16 protein-coding genes are annotated in these 20,743 nt (G+C 57.7%); 9 read left to right on the top strand and 7 right to left on the bottom strand.

Annotation, left to right across the window (positions count from 1 at the left end):
* The first annotated feature begins 156 nt into the window (after window positions 1–156).
* Window positions 157–756, top strand: a complete 600-nt coding sequence (locus BN873_RS05580) for a class I SAM-dependent methyltransferase (protein WP_320411701.1) — start codon at window positions 157–159, stop codon at window positions 754–756.
* Here the strand turns inward: BN873_RS05580 and pta are convergent, their stop codons facing one another.
* From pta to BN873_RS05550, 6 genes are all read right to left on the bottom strand, one after another.
* A complete protein-coding gene (gene pta / locus BN873_RS05575) occupies window positions 757–2,916 on the bottom strand; it encodes a phosphate acetyltransferase (protein ID WP_048671504.1) in 2,160 nt (719 codons plus the stop codon). It abuts the gene before it with no gap.
* Between the two features lie 178 nt (window positions 2,917–3,094).
* The gene (locus BN873_RS05570; protein WP_048671502.1) at window positions 3,095–3,706 is read right to left on the bottom strand and encodes a response regulator transcription factor; all 612 of its coding nucleotides are present in this window, start codon (window positions 3,704–3,706) and stop codon (window positions 3,095–3,097) included.
* A 53-nt stretch (window positions 3,707–3,759) separates the two neighbouring features.
* Window positions 3,760–5,682 (bottom strand): PAS domain-containing sensor histidine kinase, encoded by a 1,923-nt coding sequence (locus BN873_RS05565; RefSeq protein ID WP_048671501.1) that lies wholly within the window; start codon window positions 5,680–5,682, stop codon window positions 3,760–3,762.
* Window positions 5,683–5,689: 7 nt separating this feature from the next.
* Complete coding sequence (locus tag BN873_RS05560) at window positions 5,690–7,660, bottom strand: GAF domain-containing sensor histidine kinase (RefSeq protein WP_048671498.1); 1,971 nt, start codon at window positions 7,658–7,660, stop codon at window positions 5,690–5,692.
* Entirely contained in the window at window positions 7,638–7,976 is a 339-nt protein-coding gene (locus tag BN873_RS05555) for a hypothetical protein (protein WP_048671496.1), read from the bottom strand. Before BN873_RS05555 ends, BN873_RS05560 begins: the two co-directional genes overlap by 23 nt.
* Window positions 7,977–8,052: 76 nt before the next feature.
* Window positions 8,053–10,299, bottom strand: a complete 2,247-nt coding sequence (locus BN873_RS05550; protein WP_048671493.1) for a heavy metal translocating P-type ATPase — start codon at window positions 10,297–10,299, stop codon at window positions 8,053–8,055.
* A 526-nt stretch (window positions 10,300–10,825) separates the two neighbouring features.
* Here BN873_RS05550 and BN873_RS05545 point away from each other — a divergent pair.
* The 3 genes from BN873_RS05545 to galE are packed head-to-tail and all read left to right on the top strand — an operon-like array spanning window position 10,826 to window position 13,988.
* The gene (locus BN873_RS05545; RefSeq protein ID WP_082161108.1) at window positions 10,826–11,941 is read left to right on the top strand and encodes a response regulator; all 1,116 of its coding nucleotides are present in this window, start codon (window positions 10,826–10,828) and stop codon (window positions 11,939–11,941) included.
* Between the two features lie 57 nt (window positions 11,942–11,998).
* Entirely contained in the window at window positions 11,999–12,982 is a 984-nt protein-coding gene (locus BN873_RS05540; RefSeq protein WP_048671487.1) for a coiled-coil domain-containing protein, read from the top strand.
* A gap of 40 nt (window positions 12,983–13,022) precedes the next feature.
* Window positions 13,023–13,988 (top strand): UDP-glucose 4-epimerase GalE, encoded by a 966-nt coding sequence (gene galE / locus BN873_RS05535; protein ID WP_082161107.1) that lies wholly within the window; start codon window positions 13,023–13,025, stop codon window positions 13,986–13,988.
* Window positions 13,989–14,032: 44 nt separating this feature from the next.
* Here galE and BN873_RS05530 read toward each other — a convergent pair whose 3' ends face one another.
* On the bottom strand, window positions 14,033–14,437 hold the full coding sequence (locus BN873_RS05530) for an acyl-CoA thioesterase (RefSeq protein WP_048671483.1): 405 nt from the start codon (window positions 14,435–14,437) through the stop codon (window positions 14,033–14,035).
* Window positions 14,438–14,617: 180 nt separating this feature from the next.
* Here BN873_RS05530 and BN873_RS05525 point away from each other — a divergent pair, with 180 nt between their 5' ends.
* The 5 genes from BN873_RS05525 (at window position 14,618) to BN873_RS05505 (ending at window position 20,634) form a co-directional block, all read left to right on the top strand.
* Window positions 14,618–15,418, top strand: coding sequence for a 4'-phosphopantetheinyl transferase family protein (locus BN873_RS05525; protein ID WP_048671480.1), 801 nt, complete (start codon window positions 14,618–14,620; stop codon window positions 15,416–15,418).
* Between the two features lie 4 nt (window positions 15,419–15,422).
* The gene (locus BN873_RS05520) at window positions 15,423–16,088 is read left to right on the top strand and encodes a thiopurine S-methyltransferase (RefSeq protein ID WP_048671478.1); all 666 of its coding nucleotides are present in this window, start codon (window positions 15,423–15,425) and stop codon (window positions 16,086–16,088) included.
* Between the two features lie 2 nt (window positions 16,089–16,090).
* Window positions 16,091–17,320 carry an MFS transporter gene (locus tag BN873_RS05515; RefSeq protein ID WP_082161106.1) on the top strand — a complete coding sequence of 410 codons (1,230 nt, stop codon included), beginning with the start codon at window positions 16,091–16,093 and terminating at the stop codon, window positions 17,318–17,320.
* A gap of 100 nt (window positions 17,321–17,420) precedes the next feature.
* On the top strand, window positions 17,421–19,397 hold the full coding sequence (locus BN873_RS05510; RefSeq protein WP_048671475.1) for a protein kinase domain-containing protein: 1,977 nt from the start codon (window positions 17,421–17,423) through the stop codon (window positions 19,395–19,397).
* A 1-nt stretch (window position 19,398) separates the two neighbouring features.
* Window positions 19,399–20,634 (top strand): OmpA family protein, encoded by a 1,236-nt coding sequence (locus tag BN873_RS05505; RefSeq protein WP_071244014.1) that lies wholly within the window; start codon window positions 19,399–19,401, stop codon window positions 20,632–20,634.
* Window positions 20,635–20,743: the final 109 nt, after the last annotated feature.

Genomic DNA, 20,743 nt, shown 5'->3' with positions numbered 1-20,743 from the left:
ACGAGAGATCGCTACGGACAACCCCACCCGTCGAACCAGGCCAACTGGGTTCTTCCCTTCGCTCCCGGCCATGCTTTGGATTTTTTTTGGCGGCTTAGAGCGTCACCGCCCCGCGCACACGTTGCGCAGAAAGCGGGCAATCCCTGTAGGTAGGGTATGAAACGTTTTGTTAAAGTTCTAATGCAGGCCCCAGGCGCCGCTTCGCTGGCGCTGTTTACGCGGGAAATCTGGGCTAATCCGCGCGCCATGGGGGCAGCTTGTCCCAGTGCCCCTTTGCTGGCCGGTTCCATGGCCGCACGGGTTCCCAGGGATTGTGATGGTTTGGTGATAGAGCTGGGCGGGGGGACCGGCGCCGTGACCACCGCGTTGCTCAAGCACGGTGTGCCGCCGTGGAAATTGGTGGTGGTGGAACGTTCACCAACACTGGCTCACCATCTCCGCCAACGGTTCCCGCAACTGCGGATCATTCAGGGTGATGCCGCGCAACTGGGCCAGCTTTTGGGCCATGACAGATCGAAGAAAATCGCCAGCATCGTCTCCAGCCTGCCGCTGCGCTCGCTCCATCCGGCCACCACGCGCGCTATCAGCCAGCAGTTTGAAACGCTGCTTGATGCCGGCGGCTTATTAGTCCAATTTACCTACGATCTGCGCGGCACCAGAACTCGCTGGCTGCCTCGGTTTCGGCGAGTATCCAGCAAGATCGTCTGGGGCAATTTACCGCCGGCTCGCGTCGAAGTCTTCGAGCGCCAAGCCTGATTAGCGCTGATTGCGTTCCCGTTCGAGCGCTTGTTCTGCCTGGATCGCGGTCAGGGCAATGGTGAAGACGATATCTTCCACCAACGCCCCGCGTGATAGATCATTGACCGGCTTGTTCAGTCCTTGCAGCATCGGGCCGATGCTGATGACATCCGCGCTGCGCTGCACCGCTTTGTAGGTGGTGTTGCCAGTGTTGAGGTCGGGGAAGATGAACACCGTCGCCCGCCCAGCCACTTGACTGTCCGGTGCTTTGCTTTGCGCCACCGCTTTGATCGTGGCGGCATCGTATTGCAGAGGACCATCAATCAGCAGATCAGGACGCCGTTCCCGAGCTAATCGGGTAGCGGCTTTGACTTTTTCTACATCGCTGCCGCTGCCCGACGTGCCTGTACTGTAGCTGAGCATGGCAACACGCGGGATAATACCGAAGGCTTTCGCCGATTCAGCGCTCTGGATGGCGATATCCGCTAAGTCCTCGGCGTTGGGGTTGATGTTGATGGCACAGTCGCCATAGATCAGAACCTGCTCAGGCAGGCACATGAAGAAAATCGAGGAGACCAGCCGCACGTCGGGCGCGGTTTTGACCAGTTGTAGCGCGGGTCGAATCGTGTTGGCGGTGGTGTGCACAGCGCCGGAAACCAGCCCGTCCACTTCTCCGAGTTGCAGCATCAAGGTGCCCAGCACCACGGCATCGTGCAAGGCTTCTTCGGCTAGTCCACTGTTCAACCCTTTGTGTTGGCGCAGTGCTACCAACGCATCGATATAACGCCGGTCGATTTGAGTGGAATCGATGATCTCGATATCGGGCGGTATGCTCATGCCGCGGCGGGCCGACAACCGATGCATACGGCCGGCGTCCCCCATTAGTACACAACGGGCGATGCCGCGTTGGTGGCAGATGATCGCCGCTTCGATAGTACGTGGTTCATTGCCTTCGGGCAGGATAATCCGCTTGTTCGCCTTGCGGGCGCGTTGCACCAGCGTGTGCTGGAAGGCTGGCGGGCTGAGACGCCGCTCTTGGATACGGCTCAGCAACGGCTCCTTCCAATCGAGGGTGATGTGCGAGGCAACGGTTTCCACCGCCTGCTGCATCCGGTCGCGGTCATCAAGTGGGACTTCCAAGTTGAGATGTGGCAAATAAAGCACCGACTGCAAGGCACTGTGGGGAATGGTGAGGACGGGTAGACCCGCATCGAGTGCCGGACTACAGAGCTTCCAGACCCGCAAATCCGGCTTCAAGCCACCGGCGAGCAGGACGCCAGCGACATGGGTGCCGCTCATGGTGGCCATGCAGATCGCCAGCAGCAAATCGTCGCGGTCACCGGGAATAATGACCATGGCTCCAGGCCGCAGCTCCTGACAACTGCTGATTAAGCTGGCTGCTCCCAAGACCACATGAGTGACGCGCCGGTTTAACTGGCCCTCGTTAAGAATCTGGGCGCCGATCAGTTGCATGATGTCGCACACGCGCGGCGCGCTTAGCTCGCGCTGCCAAGGAATGCAGCCCAGCAGTGCGAAGGTTTGCGGCCAGTGGCGGGTGCATTCGGCGCGGAACTCGGCTTCGTGGCCGGGATGGTAGCCATTCTCGGCGCGGCTGAAATCGAACCGGATATGGCCGGTTTGGTCTACTGGCGCATCCAGCAGATTGATGATGGCGCCGAGCATCCGTTCGTGGTGAATGCCACCGTAAGCGCGGGCGATGATTTCAACCGTATCGGCGACCTGGCGCGGTGTATCACGGCCAGGGGCGGTGACCACGATGATCTTGGCGTCCAAACTTTGTGCCATCTTGGCGTTGAGGCGGGTGCCGTAAGGCTGTTCCTCAGTATCCATCAAACCTTCGACGATGACTGCGCTGGTGTGGTGAGCCGCCTGTTCAAAACGGCCGATGACCTCTTCCAACAGCACGTTTTCCCGGTCATGACCGAGTAGGTTTTCCGTTTCGCTGACCGGGATCGGTTCGGGTGGATTCAAACTGGTCACCATGCGCGCCAGCCGGGTCGAGCGTTCGGGACCGGTATCGCTGGCGTGCGGCTGACTAATGGGTTTGCAGAAACCGACGGGAATACCTTCCCGGTCGAGCGCATGGACGAGGCCGAGAGCGACAGTCGTCAACCCGACCCGCTGTTCGCTGGGGACAACAAGGATGGCGGTGGTCATGGCGATACCTCATCAACGCGCTATGTTGCAATGCAATATAGAATACACCCCTTTGCCCAACAAAGATACAAAAACCGATAGTTACCGGGTGATTATCTGTTTTTCGTGGAATTTTATCGGGACATCATCAGGTATTGCCGTAACTAAAGATTGTCACTCGCCAGCCAGCCAAGCCGATTTAATCGGCTTGCAGCAATGCCAGCAGGCGGATCAAATCCGTTAGCGATTCGGCCTGCAATTTTTCCATGACTCGCTTACGGTGGATTTCCACAGTTGACAAGCTGATGTTCAGCTCGGCGGCAATGACTTTGTTGTATTGGCCATCCGCCACCCGCTCCAATACCTCACGCTCGCGTGGCGATAGCAGCGCCAGGCGAGCGGCAGCATCGGCCCGCTGAGTCTGTCGGCACCGTTCCTGACCGTCGGCGGCTAAGGCCTCCTCAATCCGAGCCAGCAGGGTTTGGCCTTGAAATGGCTTTTCGATAAAGTCGAAGGCACCGGCTTTCATGGCACGAATCGCCATCGGCACATCGCCATGCCCGGTGATAAAGATAATCGGGATTCGATAGCCTTGAGCGCGTAACCGCTTCTGTAAATCCAGACCGCTAAGGCCCGGCATCCGCACATCCAGCACCAGGCACCCCGGTTGTCCGATCACCGCCATGTTGAGGAAATCGATAGCGCTTGCAAAGGCTTGCACGGTAAACCCACTGGTTTCCAGCAAAAGGCGGATAGCGTCGCGCACCGCTTGATCATCGTCAATGAGGAAAACCGTGGCTCTATCAGGCATGGTGAAGAGGCTTTGGATCAGAGTTGCAGTCAAACTTGGCCCAGCTTCGGTGTTTAAGCGTCTGGATAGGCTGGCAAGCTGAAGTGGAAGGCGGCACCACCGTCGAGATTGAGGGTGGCCCAGAGTTGGCCGCCTTGGGATTCGATGATCGAACGGCCGACGGAGAGACCCAACCCCATACCGCCGGGCTTGGTGGTGAAGAAAGGTCGAAATAAGTCATCTTCCATGTCTAGCCGAAAACCTGGTCCCGTATCACGGACGGTAACCCATACGCTACCAGGGTCAGCCATTGCTGTGCTCACCGTCAACTCGTGAGGGCCGTCAGCCTGCTCACCCATCGACTCGATAGCATTGCGGATTAGTGAAAGCAAGACCAGTTGGATTTGGATATCGTCAGCCAAGGCAGCGGGCAGAGGATCAGCTAAGGACAACTTGAGCGAAACCCCGGCTTGGTTTAGTTCCGTTTGGGCATAGCGCACGACCGAGCGGATCAGGGCGTTCAGATCAAGAGCCGCTTGGGCCGCTGGATGCTTCTGCACTAGCTCACGCAAGTGGCGGATGATTTCACCAGCACGCAGCCCTTGGTTAACGATTTCGTCAAGTGTTCCGGTCAGTACGCGAGGATCGGTGTCGGCTTGCCGCAGCAAGGTCAGACAGGCTTGGGTATAGGCGACGATGGCGGCCAAGGGTTGGTTAAGCTGGTGCGCTAAGTTGGCGGCAAGTTCAACCGCCAGGCTGAGCCGCGATATCCGGGTCAACTCTACCTGTTGGCGTCGCAGTTGGTCCTCGGCCAGCTTGCGACGGGTAATATCCTCGGCCAAGCCTGCGATGCGATAGATGCGGCCGGCTTCATCACATACCGGAAAGCCTCGATCCCAGATCCAGCGGATGGTGCCGTCGGGGCGTATGATCCGATATTCCTCGTCGAAATACCCCGATCCGCACTTGGTGATGTGGGCGGCTTGTACCCGCGCTCGGTCATCCGGGTGGATCGCTTCGATCCAGGTCATCGGGCGCTCAAGCAGCCCGTCTATGGGATGGCCCCAAATTTCTTCATAGGCGGGGCTGATATAGAGCGGGCGTTCTTCCTCAACGCCGTAAACCCAGAACACCTCACGGATGTGTTCGGCCAATTGGCGAAAGCGCTCTTGGCTATCGCGCAATGCGACCTCGGCCTGAATCCGAGCGGCGATCTGGCGCTCCAAGTCTTCATTGATCGACTGGAGTGCAGCGGTGCGTTCCCGGATGCGCGACTCCATGTTGGTATTGGCACTATATACTTGATTTTCTGCTTGTTTTTGTGCAGTGATCTCCTGGGCGATACCGCAAACACCGATGCTACAACCCTCAGTATCCCGATAAGGCCACCGGGTGGTGAGTAGAACGTGGGTGTCACCATGAATTGCCAGGGTGATTTCTCGGTTAGAGGCTGTGCCATCGGCGATGACCCGCTGGTCATGGTCGATGAACAGGGCAACGGCTTCAGGAGAGAATAAAGCAGAATCATCCTGGTTTAAGCATTCGATAGCGGGCCGACCTGCTAGCTGGGCGAACGCGGCATTGACAGCCAGATAACGACCTTGTTGGTCTTTGAGGAACGCCGGATCAGGGCTGTACGCGATGAATTCGGCCAGTTGTTGATGCTGCGCGCATTGGGTGCGGTGCATGGCGACGTTACACGCTTTGAGTACCCAATAGAGCAGACCGGCGCCGGCCAAGATCGCCAGCGCGCTCGGTACAGAGCTGGCAAGTGATGGCAGGGTGCTACCAGGGTACAGCCAAGTGATCAATAACGGATTGATTGCCCAAAGCCACAGCAGGCCACCGAGGGCGAGAACCAGGCTAAGGACAGCCGGGTGGCAATAGCCGGCTTTGCCCCGTTCCAGTCGCATCCTGGAGAAGGAATGCGATAGCCAGAGCTGGGGGATCACGGCAAAGCCCGATGGGGCCGATGCACGGTCTTTAGGTTCAGTCATCGCCGCGTTATCCGGCGTTAGAGCCGACCGCTGCTGGCGCTGGCTCGGTAGGTGGGTGCTCAGGGAGGCTGGCGTGATTGGCAATCGGCAAGGTGAAGTGAAAGGTGACGCCCCGCTCTCGGTTGGGAGTTGCCCATAACCGACCTCCGTGCGCTTCAATGATGGATTCGCTGATCGATAATCCCAGGCCCAGCCCATCGGGCTTGGTCGTGAAAAAGGGGTGGAGTAGCCGGCTGAAAATATCGGGTGGAACACCGGGACCGGTATCCTCAATGCCGATTTCCACCATCTCGCGGTCGATACGGGCTGAAAGGGTAATCGTGCGTGGACCTTCGTTCGTGTGCATCGCGTCCACCGCGTTGTGAATCAGGTTTAGGATCACCTGCTGAAACTGGAGAGGATCGGCCAACACCGGCGGCAAATTGGGGGGGATGTGTTGCTGGAGGCGAACCTCGTGGCGATGGGTTTCCAGGATCAGAAAATCGTCGATTTCGTCGAGCAGCGCTTTGGTGTGGACTGCAAGATAATGCGGTTTGCTCTGGCGGGCGAAACGGCGGATATGTTGGATGATCGTGTTGGTCCGGGCGCTTTGGCTGGCGATTTTCTCCAACGTGGCGGCGATCTCGGTTGGATCGACGACACCACCGCGCAAGCGGCTCAGGCTGGTCTCAGCATATAAGGCAATAGCGGTGATGGGCTGGTTGATTTCGTGTGCCAGCCCTGAGGCCATTTCGCCGAGTGTGTTTAAGCGCGAGGCGTGTACCAGTAAAGTATGTTGCCGTTGCACGGCGGCGGCTGTGCGGTCTTGTTCAATCACGGCGCCGATCCAGCGCGCCATGAGCTGAATCAGCTCATGATCGACACTGGAAAACGGTGTCGGCCTGGGTTTTTGGTCATAAAAACAGAGGGTTCCGTAGGGCTGGCCACCGATGTGGACGGGTGCGCCGAGATAGGTTTCCAGATGGTGTTTCTGATAGCAAAGGTGCTCGCGCCAGCGGGTGGTTGCGGCGTGTTCAATGCTCAAGGGTGAGCCTAGTCGGGCGGCCTCGTTACAGTAAGTTTCCTCCAAGGGCAGGACTGTGCCAACGGCGAGTCCAGTGCCGGTTCCACTCGTTTGTATAACTTCGTAGCGTTGCCCCTCAATGTGGGCCAGGATGCCCACAGCCGTGCCGAACCGCTCGCGGCCCATGGCCAGCAGGGCTTGAATCTGATCATTGGCGTGGCGGCGTGGGGTGGCGATGACCCGGTAGAATTCCCGCATGGCCTCCAGACTGTCTTGCAATGCCGCTTGGCGCTCAGCCAGTTGGGCATGACTGGCCTCGACAAGCTCCTTTGCGGCTGCCGCCGACTCGGCAAGAGTGAGATTGTCCAGCCCCAACCGTAGCGAATGTTGCAAGGTCTGGTGGTAGTGCTGAGCGGTGCTCAGTGCCAAGACCAGGTAGAGGATGCCCGTGATGCCCATGACGGTCAGCATCAAATCATCTTGCAGCAGCAGCCAAAGCGTCGGCGGTAAGACTAGCGGTAGAGAATAGAAGATACAGGTGGTCAGCCATGGCGTCATGGTCAGCACGCCACCCATCAGCATTCCGCCCAAGCACAAGGCAATGAAGGTCTGATAAACCAAGGATGGCGACAGCGCCAGCAAGAACAGACATCCCCCCCAGCAGATCCCACACGCTGCGCAGGCCCAGGTGTAACGATCAGCCCAGCGTTCTGGGGTTTCATGTCGGTGGGGATCGCGCCGGAAAGCGAGGATCAGTAGCGCGCAAATCACGAGGGTCGCTTCCAGTGTCAACAGCCACGCCCATAAGACCGAGTGTGCGATCACTGGCCAGAGGACGAGTACCAGCAGGGGAGCGATCAGCGCGTTAGCCAGCGCGCTCAGCGGTGCTTGAGCGTACAGCAGCCGGACTTGTTCGGCAAAAATACGCCGTGTGCTCAGTTCATTAGTGGAATCAACGAGGATTGCGGCGTTCACGGTGTGGGGCGCGAGTTACGGGGTCTGCTGGCGGTGGATCAAGGACGGTGCGGGCATCGGTCAAGGCCGGCGGCGTCGGCTCAATGACGTAATCGCCTTCGATGAAATCGGGGTTTGCGCGCGCCGCCTGCGAGATTTTGCGCGCTAGCTTACGGTATTGCCACCAGAGCCAGCCTGCGGCAGCCAGCCCAAGCACGAGCAAGACGGTGAATACCACGGAGGCAATGGCTAAGCCGGCCACCACGATCAGCGCCGACGTGACGGCTAAACCCAAGCGGGTTAGCCAAGAAGATTTGGCAGACGGGAGACGTTTCATCGGCGAGCACTCCAGAACCACCAGATGATCAGGGCAATCAACCCTAATCCAGCAACATTGACCAAAACCGCCATCATCATTTCGGGTTAGCCCTTGGCTGAAAGGCACGTAAACGGTTAGCGTTGCTAACGACGGTGAAAGAGGACAGCGCCATGGCCGCGCCAGCCAGCATCGGGTTGAGCAACAATCCGGTCACCGGGTAAAGAGCGCCGGCCGCGATAGGAATGCCTAACATATTGTAAAGGAACGCGCCAAATAAATTTTGCCGGATATTAGTGACTGTGGCGCGAGAAATAGCAATAGCGTCAGCAATGCCGTGTAGTGAGCCGCCCACCAGAGTGATTCCGGCGCTTTCGATGGCGATGTCTGTGCCGGTGCCCATTGCGAAACCGACCGCCGCACGGGCGAGCGCCGGAGCATCGTTGATGCCATCGCCGGCCATGCCGACCAATTCGCCTGGCGTTTCGAGGGTTGCGATGATCTCGGCCTTTCCGGTGGGAGGAATTTCGGCAAATACGGTGTCGATACCCGCTGCGGCGGCAATGGCGGAAGCGGTGGCGGTATGGTCGCCGGTGAGCAAAACGATCCTTAAACCGAGTTGCCGCAGCCGATGGATCGCAGCCACGGAATCCGGTTTGAGCGGATCGGCAATGGCAATCACGCCGGCTGCGTGCTGATCCACCGCGATGAGCACTGGCGTTTGGCCCGCAGCGGCAAGCCGTTTGATCTCTGCATCAAGCGAGCCGATGACGATGCCGTTGGCTTCCAGTAATTGTCGATTTCCAACCAGCACAGTGTGGTTCTCGACAGTGCCGCGTGCTCCTTGGCCAGCGATGGCTGTAAAGCGTTCGGACCTGGGGATTGATATGCCGCGTTGATGTGCGGTGTTTAAGATCGCCTGCGCCAGGGGGTGCTCCGAACCGGCTTCTACAGCAGCAGCCAACTGAAAAAGCTCCGTTTCATCGAAACCGGCCAGCGTTGTGATGCCAGTGACCGTCGGACGCCCGGCGGTGACGGTGCCGGTTTTATCGAGCACGATGGTGGTGAGACGGCTTGCCCGTTGCAACGCTTCGCCATCCCGAACCAGGATGCCGTGTTCAGCCGCTTTGCCGACCCCAACCATGATGGAGATCGGTGTGGCTAATCCCAACGCACAGGGACAGGCGATAATCAATACCGTCAACGTGGTGACCAGCATGAAGCCAAAAGGCGGTTGTGGACCGACGTTGAACCAAACGAGTGCAGTCAGCACCGCGATGATCAGGACCGCCGGGACAAAGATCGCAGCGACTTGATCCGCCAGCCGGCCGATAGGCGGTTTGCTATTTTGCGCTTGTCGGACAGCGGCGATGATTTGCGCGAGTACGGTATCTTCCCCGACCCGGTTGGCTCGAAACACGAAGGTGCCGGTCTGGTTAAGGGTACCTCCGGCTACCGCATCGCCCGGCCGTTTGCTGACCGGCAATGCCTCGCCGGTCAGCATCGCTTCATCGACCGTTGAGTGACCGCTGTCGATCACGCCATCCACAGGGATTTTCTCGCCCGGCCGCACCCGGATCAGATCGCCGATCACCAGAGTTTCCAGGGGCACGTCGCGTTCCTGGTCGCCCTGGACCAGTCGTGCGGTTTTTGGACGCAACACCAGTAGCCGTTGGATGGCCGCCGAGGCTTTACCGCGCGCCCGGCTTTCCAATGCGGCACCAAGATTGACCAGCGCGATAATAATGACTGCCGCTTCGAAATAAGCGTGCCGGGCCAAACTGGGGATGCTATCGGGAAACAGGGCCACCAGCATCGAATAAAGCCACGCCGATCCGGTACCCAGCGCGATCAAGGTATCCATGTTGGCGCTGTGGTGGCGTAGCTGACGCCAGGCGCCAACGAAGAAGTGTCCGCCGGCATAGACCAGCACCCCCAGGCTCAACAGGCCCGTGACGATCCAGAACAGCCGACCGACCGGTGTCAGCAAGCTTGGCAACCAACCGGCCATTTCGGCAACCATCAAGGGTGCACCCAGCGCGCCGGATACAAGGGCGGCGCGCAGCAAGCGATGGTAACGGTCATTCTCAGCGCGATCCCGCTCAGTCTCGGCGGTGGCGTCACTCAGTTCAATAGCGCCGTAACCAGCCGCCCGCACCACCGCGATCAATGCCTCAGCTGAGGAGGAGCCGGTCACCTGCGCGGTGCGCTCGACCAGATTGACATTGGCGGCCACCACACCAGGCACACGATGCAGGGCATTTTCCACGCTAGCGACACAACCAGCGCAACTCATGCCGGTGATGGCCAAGCGCACGGGTTTAACGGATGATGCGGTTGACATCGCGAAGCTTCTCCCAATCAGCGACACACCAAGAGATTTTGGCCTTAAGAATCGTTCATAACTTTCTATACTAAAAATCAGTCCGAGCTTTGTTGTGGGGCGGCTATCCGTTGAAATATGTAGAAGTGGGTTATGGCTTGGCTGGGCTTGCCAAGTTAGCCAGCCGGTTGCCTTAGCCCGATGGCTGATGCGGCGTGGGCGATATGGGCCGATTTTGCTGCTTGGTAGCGATGACTAGGTTGGCAAATCGCAAAATAGCTTCACTCACTCTGGCCAAATTGCTCTGTTTGCGATACATTGTTGTTAATTTCGGCTCGTGAATGCCGGTGTTTTGTGCTGGGCTTACTTAAGCGATAAAGAGCGCGACGCTTGATCAGCTTCCTTGAGGGGGCGCTGTCGCCACTTGACCATACTTAAGCTGAATGCTCTTGTTGAGGCGTAAACCGTGGGGGTCGCGGCCAGCACGCCATTATGCTCCGGGCCGAGAAATTTTTAAGCTAAAACGACAAGAAAACCAGGAGGGTTCATGCCAGTCAGACACGTTCTTGTAGTGGATGATTCCAAATCTGCGCGCTTGATGCTGCGAAAAATGTTACAGGGATTCGGCTTGACCGTCGATACGGTCGATTCCGCTGAAGAAGCCTTAGTCTATTTGCGCACGCAACGACCCGACGCGATTTTCATGGACCACACCATGCCGGGTGTGGATGGTTTGGTGGCTGCTAGGCAGATCAAACGCGAGCCGGCGACCGCGCTCATTCCTATCACCATGTACACCTCCAAGGACGAGCCAGCCTATCAGGACGAAGCGCGGGAGGCAGGCGCCGTCGGTGTTTTGGTCAAACCGGCGACCCCGGAGGCTTTAGGATCTGCTTTGGAGGAGATGAGCGCGCTATTCGATGCCGCCGCTACTCAGGCGATCAGCCCGCCACCGGCCCCTGTGCCGACTGTGGCCAGTCATGCTCCCTCCCTGGAGCAGATGGAGAAAATCGCCGAAAAGATCGCGCTGGAGAAAGCCGAACAGGTCATCTACGATGCCATTGAATCCCAAGTGCTGCCACTGGTCAATGATGTGATTGCCAAGCTGCGGCGCGATTTCGAGTCAAATCAGGAAGAGATTTGTAGCCGCATCGCTACCGGTGTGTGTGAGGCCAGTTTCGCCCAGCGGGAACCGCCACCGCCGGATTCGCGTGATGTTCGTGCTGCGCTGGAGGCCGTCACGCAGTCTCAATGGCTGCCGCTCTTGGAAGAGCGATTGGAGGCATTCCAGCATGCGGAGCGTGCCGAGAACGACAAGCGGGTAAAGGAAGCCGCCTTGCAAGTTTTCCAGGAGCAGGCGGCCCCATTGGCAGGTCGTGTGCTCGAACAATCGCGGGCGATGCTCACAGAGGCCACCCAGAAAGCCGACCTTGCGGCGCGTGAGGTTGCTCTTGAAACATCGCAACAGACGGTATTGCAAGCACTGGCGGAGGTTTCCTCAGCGGGATCTGGCGCTTCTGACCAGCGGGCGGCGGCTGAAGAGGCGTTTCGGCGGCTTTGGGGTAGCGCTAAGCACGATATTGAGAAGCAAATTTATCGAGCGGCCAGTTGGGCGGCGGCGGTGGGGATTGGGGCGGCACTGTTGGCCTATTTGGTGCGCTAACATGGCGAGCCTTCCCAGTGGATATTTGGAATAAATACTGAATCACCGGATCACATCATGACCGATTTGATGTACCTGATTGTCGGAGTTGTCATCGGATTTATAGTCGGTGGCATCATCTTCTTTTTGTTACCTTACCGTTCGCTAAAGAATGTTGCGGGGCGGCTTCGGGCAGATTTGGCCGAAGAGCAAGCTAAAAACAATGAGTTGCAAGGCGCGGTTCTTACCCAGCAGACGACGGCTTACCAGACTCGCCAAGCCATGCTGGCCCAGCAAAAACGGTTTGAAGACGATATGAGCCAGGCTGGCGAGCAACGCTCCAGGTTAGAACAGGAGTGTATCGAACTGAAGAGTCGGGCCGAACGTGAACAACAAAACCATCTTCAGGAAGTCACCCGCTTGCGCGATCTGGGTACGCGACTGGAGGAGGATAAAACGGCCCTACAAAAGCAATTTTCCCAAGATCGAGTCGAATGGGATCGGCAAATCCAAAGCTTTTTGTTGCAAAACGCGCAAACCGAAGAGCAACTGCGTGGCTGGCAGCGAGATAAAACCCAGTTGAGCGCACGCTTGGAAGAGCAGCAGGAAGCCTGGGAAGGTGAGCGCTTGGAGATGCAGATTCAGATCAATACGTTGGAAGATAGCCTGACGCTATATAAGGCGCGCGCCAATCAGAATCTTTCTGCCGATTCTCTGGAACTGGCCGAACAACTGAAAATGGAAGCAGCGGCTGAGTTCAACCAACGGCGTGCTGCCTGGGACGAGGAACGCCAGAATTTGCGGCAACAGTTGGAACATTTGCAGGCTGAAGCATCAGGCCGTGCCAAATCAGGCGAACCGCTCTCTCAGCCGGGGAACTGGCGCGCGGAAAAGCAAACACTCCTTCAGCAACTGGATCAAGCCCATCAGGCGCGACGGGATCTCGAAGAAAAAATGGCGGCGCGCGACCGGCAGGCGGAACAGGTGCGCAGCGCGCTGGAAGCGGAAATCGAGCAATTGATGGAGCGGTTTTTGCGCTTGCATGGCGAGCGTAGTAGCTAAACGTTCTCCCTCGCCTCTAAATATAGAATCGACCGCCTTCATGCAGGTACTCATCGTCGGGGGAGCAGGTTACATCGGCTCCCACATGGTTAAGTTGTTGTGCCGTCGCGGTTGCGAAGTGACCGTCCTTGATGATTTGTCAGCCGGTTATCGCGATGCAGTCTTGGCCGAGCGGTTCGTGCTGGGTGATCTGGGAGACCTATCCTTATTGGATAAAATCTTCGGAGCGAACCACTTTGACGGGGTAATGCATTTCGCCTCCCACATTCAGGTCGGTGAATCCGTGCGTGATCCGGCCAAGTACTACCGCAATAACGTGTTCAAAACGCAGTGCTTACTGGATGCCATGGTGGCGCATAAGGTCAATCACTTCATCTTTTCGTCAACCGCCGCGATTTTTGGCGAGCCGGTTCGAGTGCCCATCGACGAGGAACACCCTAAAAACCCAATCAATCCATACGGACGCGGTAAATGGATGGTCGAGCAGATGCTGGAGGATTATGAAGTCGCCTATGGGTTGCAAGCAGTTCGACTACGTTACTTTAACGCGGCTGGCGCTGATCCAGAGGGGGAGTTGGGTGAGCGTCATGAACCGGAGACGCACCTGATTCCGCTGGTGCTGCAAGCGGCGTCCGGGCGTCGGCCCCATATCACGGTATTCGGAGCCGATTACGATACCCCCGATGGTACTTGCATCCGCGATTACATCCATGTAGCAGACTTGTGTGAGGCTCATTGGCTAGCCTTACAGCGGCTATGGCAGGGTGGCGGTGGAGGTGCTTTCAATTTGGGGAACGGGAACGGGTTTTCGGTGCAAGAGGTGATCGATGTGGCTCGTACCGTGACGGGCCGCGAGATTGTCGTGATGCGTGGTGAACGCCGGCCAGGCGATCCGGCTCGGCTGGTGGCCGATTCGCGGCGTGCGCGAACCGAACTAGGCTGGACGCCTCAGTACGCAGATTTGGCGACCCTTGTCGATCATGCGTGGCGTTGGGAGACCCGGTAGATATCCTGCGCCGCCTTATCGGCAAGGCCGAAGCGCGCGATTGACTAATTCATCATGCGCTCCAGCATGGCCCGCAATTCGCCTTCCAGCGGAGCCGCTTTTTCGGTACGAGTATCGACGATCACAAAAGTCACATCCGCATCGGCGATCACCGTGTCGCTAGCCTTGAGCGTAACCTGTTGTCGCATCCTGCAACTTCGGTTGCCGATGGATTCTACCGAGGTGAAGATTGCCAGTATGTCCTCCATGGACGCGGCGCGGCGGTAGTTGATATTGATGTTGACAACCACGAAGGCATAGCCGTTGCTCTGTAGATAATCCAGAGTTGCCCTACTTTCCAACAGGCTCCAGCGCGCTTCTTCCAAAAATTCCAGGTAGCGCGCATTGTTGACGTGACGGTATAAGTCGAGGTGATAGCCTCGTACCTTAATTTCAGTAAGATGGCTCATGATGGCGTTTGATGGCTCGCTGGTACGAAGGGGTAGGAAACCGGTTCCAGCCCTGGGGGCGCTTGGGGTGGAAAGCATAGAAAGCCCCCAGTGTAAGGTACTCTTGTTAGCATCGGCAGACCGTTTTGCCCGCCGCCAAAAAAATCAAATGTCCCGCCGCGCGTGCGGCTTGAGCTGATTATGGAAGCGGTAGATGCAATGAGCGATGTCGTTAAGAACGTCAACGCCTGGCTCTGGCCGAGCGGCGCTCCCACAGTTTTGCCAGCTGAAAACGAGATCCAGGTTTGGGGCGCGAATTTAACGCGGTCGCCCGAACATCTTGCCGAATTGGCGGCAATGCTGGCTGAGGACGAGCGGCAGCGTGCGGCCGCTTTTCGCTTTCCGGTACACCGAGACCGGTTTATCGCCGGCCGAGGTCTGCTGCGGGCCTTGTTGGGGGTCTATCTGGAACGCTTACCAGGGTTGTTGCGACTGGAAACGGGTTCGCACGGTAAGCCGTGTTTGGCGGGTCCTGAGGCGGCGGTCGGTTTGCAGTTCAATGTTTCGCACAGTGGTGCGGGCGTGTTATACGCCATATCTCGCAGGGATGTTGGCGTTGACCTCGAAACGCATGAACGGGATCTGGAGTTTGCGGCGCTCATTGAGCGGGTCTGTACTCCGCGCGAAATCGCCCAATTCAAGAGCTACCCAGTCGCTTGGCAAAAGCAGCGATTTTTCGCGTGCTGGACTCGCAAGGAGGCCAGTACAAAGGCTTCAGGGCGTGGATTAGCCGGTGGAGCGCGCGCCTGGGAGGTCTGTTTGACAGAGAGTTCTCCACCGGAGAACCGGATTGCTCTGCGTGATGCCGAGGGCCAACCTTGGAGTGTATTAACATTGCCGCTGGTATCCGGTTGGAGCGGGGCCTTGGCGGCACGGGGTTGGGAGTGGTGGTGGCGGGGTTGGTGCTTACCGGATACCTTTCTGGGTCCTAACAGAGGGTGATGATGTGAAACTGGATTTTTGGCATCAGCGCTGGGAGCGGGCGGAAATCGGCTTTCACCAGCAAGAAATCAATGCCCATCTCCAGCAGCTTTGGAACCGGCTGGAATTGCCGCCGGGTCAGCGGATATTCGTCCCACTGTGCGGTAAAAGTCGGGATTTACTCTGGTTGGCAGGGGAAGGGTATCCAGTCACTGGGGTAGAGATCAGTCCCATCGCTACCGAGGCGTTCTTTCGGGAAAACGGCTTGCAACCGCACCGCCGGTGGGAAGGAGCCTTTGAAATTTGGCAACAGGATGAGCTGAAAATCCTGCTGGGTGATTTTTTCGCACTGGAACCTGGTCATTTGGCCGAGGTGGCCGGTGTTTACGACCGCGCGGCGTTGATCGCGCTGCCGCCGCCAATGCGCGAGCGCTACACGCGACACCTGGACGCCATTTTGCCAGCCCATACCCGTAGCTTGTTGGTGACGTTAGAGTATGACCAAGCCATGCTGGCTGGACCGCCGTTTGCGGTCAGCGAGTTGGAAGTACGGGCCTTGTATGAACCGATGCATGAGGTTGAACTACTCGGTACGCGCGACGCGCTCGCGGAGGAATCGCGCTGGCGTGAGCGGGGCCTCACCTGGTTGCTGGAAAAAGCCTACCGGCTAACCGCGCGGAGGGCCGCCTAGCGATGACTCATGGGGTAGCCTTGTCGCGGGCGATGGTGGTATGGCGGATCTTTTTACCCTTTGCCGCCGGTTATTTTCTGTCCTATCTCTATAGAACCATCAACGCGGTCCTGTCCCCTTACCTGACCGCTGAACTGCGGCTGGATGCCACGGATCTTGGCCTGCTGACCAGCGTTTATTTCCTGACCTTCGCCGCTTTTCAGCTACCGCTGGGGGTATTGCTGGATCGGTTTGGGCCACGGCGGGTGGAAGCGGTATTGTTATTGTTCGCAGCGGCTGGCGCCGGCGTATTTGCCAGCAGCGGCGATGCGACGGGGCTGATCATCGGTCGAGGCTTGATCGGGCTGGGAGTATCGGCTTGCTTGATGGCCAGTTTTAAAGCGTTCGTCCTCTGGTTCCCGGCCGAGCGACTGCCAGTCGCCAACGGTTGGGTGTTGGCCGCCGGTGGCTTGGGGGCGTTAGTTGCGACGGCGCCGGTTGAATTTGCCTTGCGGTTGTTAGATTGGCGTGGATTGTTCGCCGGCTTGGCCGGCTTGAGCGTGTTGATCGCACTGGCTTTGCTGCTTGTCGTGCCGGAGCGGGGCGGCAGCGGTGTGGGAGGCAATTGGCGAGGGCAATGGCAGGGTGTAGCGGATATTTTTCGCAGCCGGGTGTTTTGGTGGCTGGCCCCCAGCAGTGTTGTGTCGCAAGCGTCGTTTTTGGCGATTCAGAGCCTTTGGGCAGGCCCGTGGTTGCGCGACGTGGCGGGGTTGCCTAAGACCGTTGCCGCTGATTATCTATTTTGGACCGCAGCGGCGATGGTGGGCGGGTTTCTGGGCCTCGGCCAATTAGCCTATCGATTGACACGGTGGGGTATACCACCGATAGCGGTGGCAGCGGCAGGAATGGCGCTGTTCATGCTCATTCAATTGGCTGTGTTGTGCGGTTTTGGTTCGCCAATGGTGTGGGTGCTCTTCGGGTTTTTCGGTACGAGCGGGGTTTTGAATTATGCCATTCTGTCGCAGGCCTTTCCGCCCGATCTGGCCGGTCGGGTCAACACGGCGCTGAATTTGCTAGTCTTCGTGCTAGCGTTTGCTGCCCAATGGAGTATGGGGGTCATGATCAACCGCTGGCCGATGGCAGGTGGGGGATACGCCGCAAGCGGTTATCAACTGGCCTTTGGATTGGCCCTAGTTTTGCAGCTTATCTCGTGGCTTTGGTTGCTGGCCGGTCGTCCTCGTCAACCGGATTAAGGGCTATAGGCCCTTGTCCAAAGCGAGCGAGCATGGTGAGGTAGCGTCCTGGCGATGGTGGTCGAAACGAACAGGGGTAGGATGAGCGATTGATCGGGCTATGAAAATTCCAGGTTATACGATTGTCAAGAAGATCGGCGAAGGCGGCATGGCCTCGGTCTATTTGGCGGTTCAAGAGTCGCTCGGTCGGGAAGTGGCCCTGAAAGTGATGCGGTCGGCGCGGTCGTCTGAAAATTTTGCCGAGCGTTTCTTGAAAGAAGGGCGCATTATCGCCCAACTCCAACATCCCCAGATCATCACAATCTACGACTTTGGCGCCCAGGAGACCTATAACTATTTTTCCATGGAGTTTCTGCCCGGAGGAACGCTGGCGGAGCAGATCCAACAAGGATTGAGTCTAGAGCGTGCCGTGGAGCTGACCAAATCGATTGCAACAGCGTTGGCCTATGCGCATAAACGGGGAGTTATTCACCGGGACATCAAGCCACAGAATGTCCTTTTCCGTCACGACGGTACCCCGGTTCTCAGTGACTTCGGTATCGCCAAGCTGGTGGATACCGACGATACCCAATTGACCGTGCCCGGTTTTACCGTGGGCAGTCCGGTTTATATGAGTCCAGAACAGATCATGGGCAAGAAGCTGGATAGCCGCGCCGATCTGTACAGTTTGGGTATCGTCCTCTACGAAATGCTCGCCAAGCACCCCCCATTTCGGGCCGAGAGCATCAACAGCATCGCCATGATGCACTGCACGCAGCCCGTCCCACGCCTGCCCGCCGGCTTTAGCCAGTTGCAAGCCGTATTACAGAAATTGCTGGCCAAAAACCCTAAAGACCGTTTTGCCACTGCTGAACAGGTCATTGAGGCACTTGATCGGATCGGAACCCGGTCGGCTTTCGTTGCCCTAATGGACACAGCGCAGATCAGTCAATCGCTAAAGTCTTTCCACCCAAGCACAGGGGTTTGGATCGGCGGATTGGCGTTGTTGGCGCTTGGCGTGAGCGGTGCCGTTTATTGGACCGCTTTCCGCCCGCTCCCAGGGCAAGCAGCCAAAGTCGAGGTCGTGGAACCGGTTGTGGTGCCAACCGAGCAAGCAGAAATAGCTGCGCGGCAGCAGCGGGCAGATGATTTGCTGAGCCAAGCCAGGACGCGCCGGCAAGCCGGTGATCTGGCCAGTAGCTTGAATTTGGTGGAGCAAGGTTTGCGAGAGCAGCCTACGCATACCGAGTTGCTTGCCTTGCGGGCACTGATCGAAAATCAGTCCGAGGGGCAACGACGAATTGCCCAATTGGTGGGCCAAGCGCGCGAGTCTATCCGCCAGGAGGCATTCACTGAAGCCTTGCAGCGGGTTGAAGAGGGGCTAAGCTTGGATGCAAAGCAGCCCGATTTGTTGGCCTTGCGCGATCAGGCTAAGGCAGCTAGCGAAACTGCTAACCGGGTCAGTGGGTTGCTACGGGAGTGTGCGGCATCTTTTCCGCCGGATCGTCTGGAGAACAAGCGGGCTGAAACCATCCTGGCCTGTTATCGGCCCATTATGGCATTAGCGCCCGACAATCCTGCAATGCGTAGCCAGTTGGCGAAAATTGCTGACGGTTATGCAGATTTAGCGAGTTCGGCCATTGAGCGGGCCGATTTCAAGCAGGCTGAGGATTATTTGGCGCAATTATTGCCAATCACCCCAAACCATCCCCGGCAGGCTACTCTGCAACAAGCCTTGCAGGCGAAGCGGGAACATGTGGCAAATACCGTGCCGCAGTTGATCGACGACAATGCTCAGCAGCAGCGCCGTTCGGTCGGCGAGAACAGAAAGCGCCCAAACGCTGAAGATACCAAGCGCCAGGCGGTGCGAAATACGCCCGGCAAACGTGCCCCGGATGGTGCCGATGGCCGAGGCAAACCGCCTCCAGCCGCTGTGTTGAAATCCGAGCTAACCCCCACACCGAAAACAGCTAAACCTAAGCCATATCGTGCCGAGCAGCCACGCGCGCGTGGACCGAGTGCCAATTGTCGAGAAGCCTTGCTCAAAGCGCAGCTTGGTGAACCCTTATCCGCTATTGAACAGAAGGAGTGCAGATGACATGCGTCAAAACAGCCATTTACCATTGATTACTTGCCTGGGTGCGGTAACGCTCGCAGCCTCGTTATGGGGATGCGCCTTGCTTGGCACCGATCAAAATCAGGCGGCCGCACCACCGGTGCAACCGATTCCTTTTGATGAAGCGGTGCTCAAGGCCGCCAACGATTTGTTTAGCCGTGCGCCAGCGCCTGATGCCGGTGCTGGCGGGTCGGCAAAGCACATTTTAGTGATTGACCCACTGATTGATGGGATGTCGGGCGAGCAATCGGTTGCAACCCGTTCCATCGAGGCGCGGTTAGTCGAACTGGTAAAAAGCAAGTACCCACAATTTACGGTACAGCCTTTCTCAGCGCAGACGGTTGCCAAATCACCCATCGTGCTGGTCGGTACTTTCACCGGAGTAAACCAGGAAGGCAAAACTGAAGGTGTGCGGGAAGCGTACCGGATTTGTTTGGCGTTGGCCGATCTCAAGTCCGGCAAAATCGTCTCGAAGGGCGTTGCACGAGCCAAGCCCGAAGGCGTCAATATCACGCCGACCGCGTATTTTAAGGACAGTCCCGCCTGGGCTTTAGATCAAGCGACCGAGGGCTATATCAAAAGCTGCCAGGGCACCAAATCCGGTGATCCGATCAATCCGGCTTACGCGGATCGCATCCTGACGGCCGCAGTGGTGAGTGAGGCTATCGATGCCTATAACAACCGGCAATACCGGAAAGCGTTAGAACTGTATCAGGGCGCGTTACGCTCCCCCGAAGGGGAGCAGTTGCGCGTCTATAACGGTTTATATCTCACCAGTTGGAAGCTGGGGCAGCGTACCGGTGCGACCCAGGCGTTTGGCAAGATCGTTGATTATGGTTTGGCTAACAAGCGCCTTGCGGTCAAGCTTTTGTTTAAGCCGGGTTCAACAGATTTTTTGGCAGATCGGGACATTTCTGGACAATATCCGATTTGGCTGAATCAGATCGCCGGCCGTACCGCCCGGAACCAGGGCTGTCTGGAAGTCGTGGGTCATAGCAGTCGCACAGGTCCTGAGCCGGTCAACGAGCGGTTGTCTCTGCTGCGCGCTGAATCGGTCAAGACAAAATTAGAGCGTAACGCAGCGGCCTTGCGCGGACGCACCATCGCTAACGGCGTGGGTTCGAAAGAAAATTTGATTGGAACCGGAACCGATGATGTCAAGGATGCGCTGGATCGGCGGGTGGTGTTCAAAGTGATCCAATGCCCGGCGTCTAGTTAATCTCGGACTGCGGATCGAGCGGGTAGAATTGCCTGTCATGGGGTCGTGCGGTTCAATGATCCGCGCGATTCCCTGGAAAACTTGAGGGTCAGGAGATGACGCGAGTAGC

The sequence above is a fragment of the Candidatus Competibacter denitrificans Run_A_D11 genome (assembly GCF_001051235.1).
GTDB lineage: Bacteria > Pseudomonadota > Gammaproteobacteria > Competibacterales > Competibacteraceae > Competibacter_A > Competibacter_A denitrificans.
This window is presented reverse-complemented; position numbering and strand designations above follow the sequence as displayed.

Excerpts from the sequence above, each read along its gene's own strand:
- BN873_RS05565 (WP_048671501.1), bottom strand. The coding sequence starts at position 5,682 with ATGACTGAACCTAAAGACCGTGCATCGGCCCCATCGGGCTTTGCCGTG.
- BN873_RS05540 (WP_048671487.1), top strand. The coding sequence starts at position 11,999 with ATGACCGATTTGATGTACCTGATTGTCGGAGTTGTCATCGGATTTATA.
- BN873_RS05555 (WP_048671496.1), bottom strand. The coding sequence starts at position 7,976 with ATGAAACGTCTCCCGTCTGCCAAATCTTCTTGGCTAACCCGCTTGGGT.
- BN873_RS05525 (WP_048671480.1), top strand. The coding sequence starts at position 14,618 with ATGGAAGCGGTAGATGCAATGAGCGATGTCGTTAAGAACGTCAACGCC.
- BN873_RS05570 (WP_048671502.1), bottom strand. The coding sequence starts at position 3,706 with ATGCCTGATAGAGCCACGGTTTTCCTCATTGACGATGATCAAGCGGTG.
- BN873_RS05505 (WP_071244014.1), top strand. The coding sequence starts at position 19,399 with ATGCGTCAAAACAGCCATTTACCATTGATTACTTGCCTGGGTGCGGTA.
- BN873_RS05530 (WP_048671483.1), bottom strand. The coding sequence starts at position 14,437 with ATGAGCCATCTTACTGAAATTAAGGTACGAGGCTATCACCTCGACTTA.
- BN873_RS05550 (WP_048671493.1), bottom strand. The coding sequence starts at position 10,299 with ATGTCAACCGCATCATCCGTTAAACCCGTGCGCTTGGCCATCACCGGC.
- galE (WP_082161107.1), top strand. The coding sequence starts at position 13,023 with ATGCAGGTACTCATCGTCGGGGGAGCAGGTTACATCGGCTCCCACATG.
- pta (WP_048671504.1), bottom strand. The coding sequence starts at position 2,916 with ATGACCACCGCCATCCTTGTTGTCCCCAGCGAACAGCGGGTCGGGTTG.
- BN873_RS05545 (WP_082161108.1), top strand. The coding sequence starts at position 10,826 with ATGCCAGTCAGACACGTTCTTGTAGTGGATGATTCCAAATCTGCGCGC.
- BN873_RS05510 (WP_048671475.1), top strand. The coding sequence starts at position 17,421 with ATGAAAATTCCAGGTTATACGATTGTCAAGAAGATCGGCGAAGGCGGC.
- BN873_RS05580 (WP_320411701.1), top strand. The coding sequence starts at position 157 with ATGAAACGTTTTGTTAAAGTTCTAATGCAGGCCCCAGGCGCCGCTTCG.
- BN873_RS05515 (WP_082161106.1), top strand. The coding sequence starts at position 16,091 with ATGACTCATGGGGTAGCCTTGTCGCGGGCGATGGTGGTATGGCGGATC.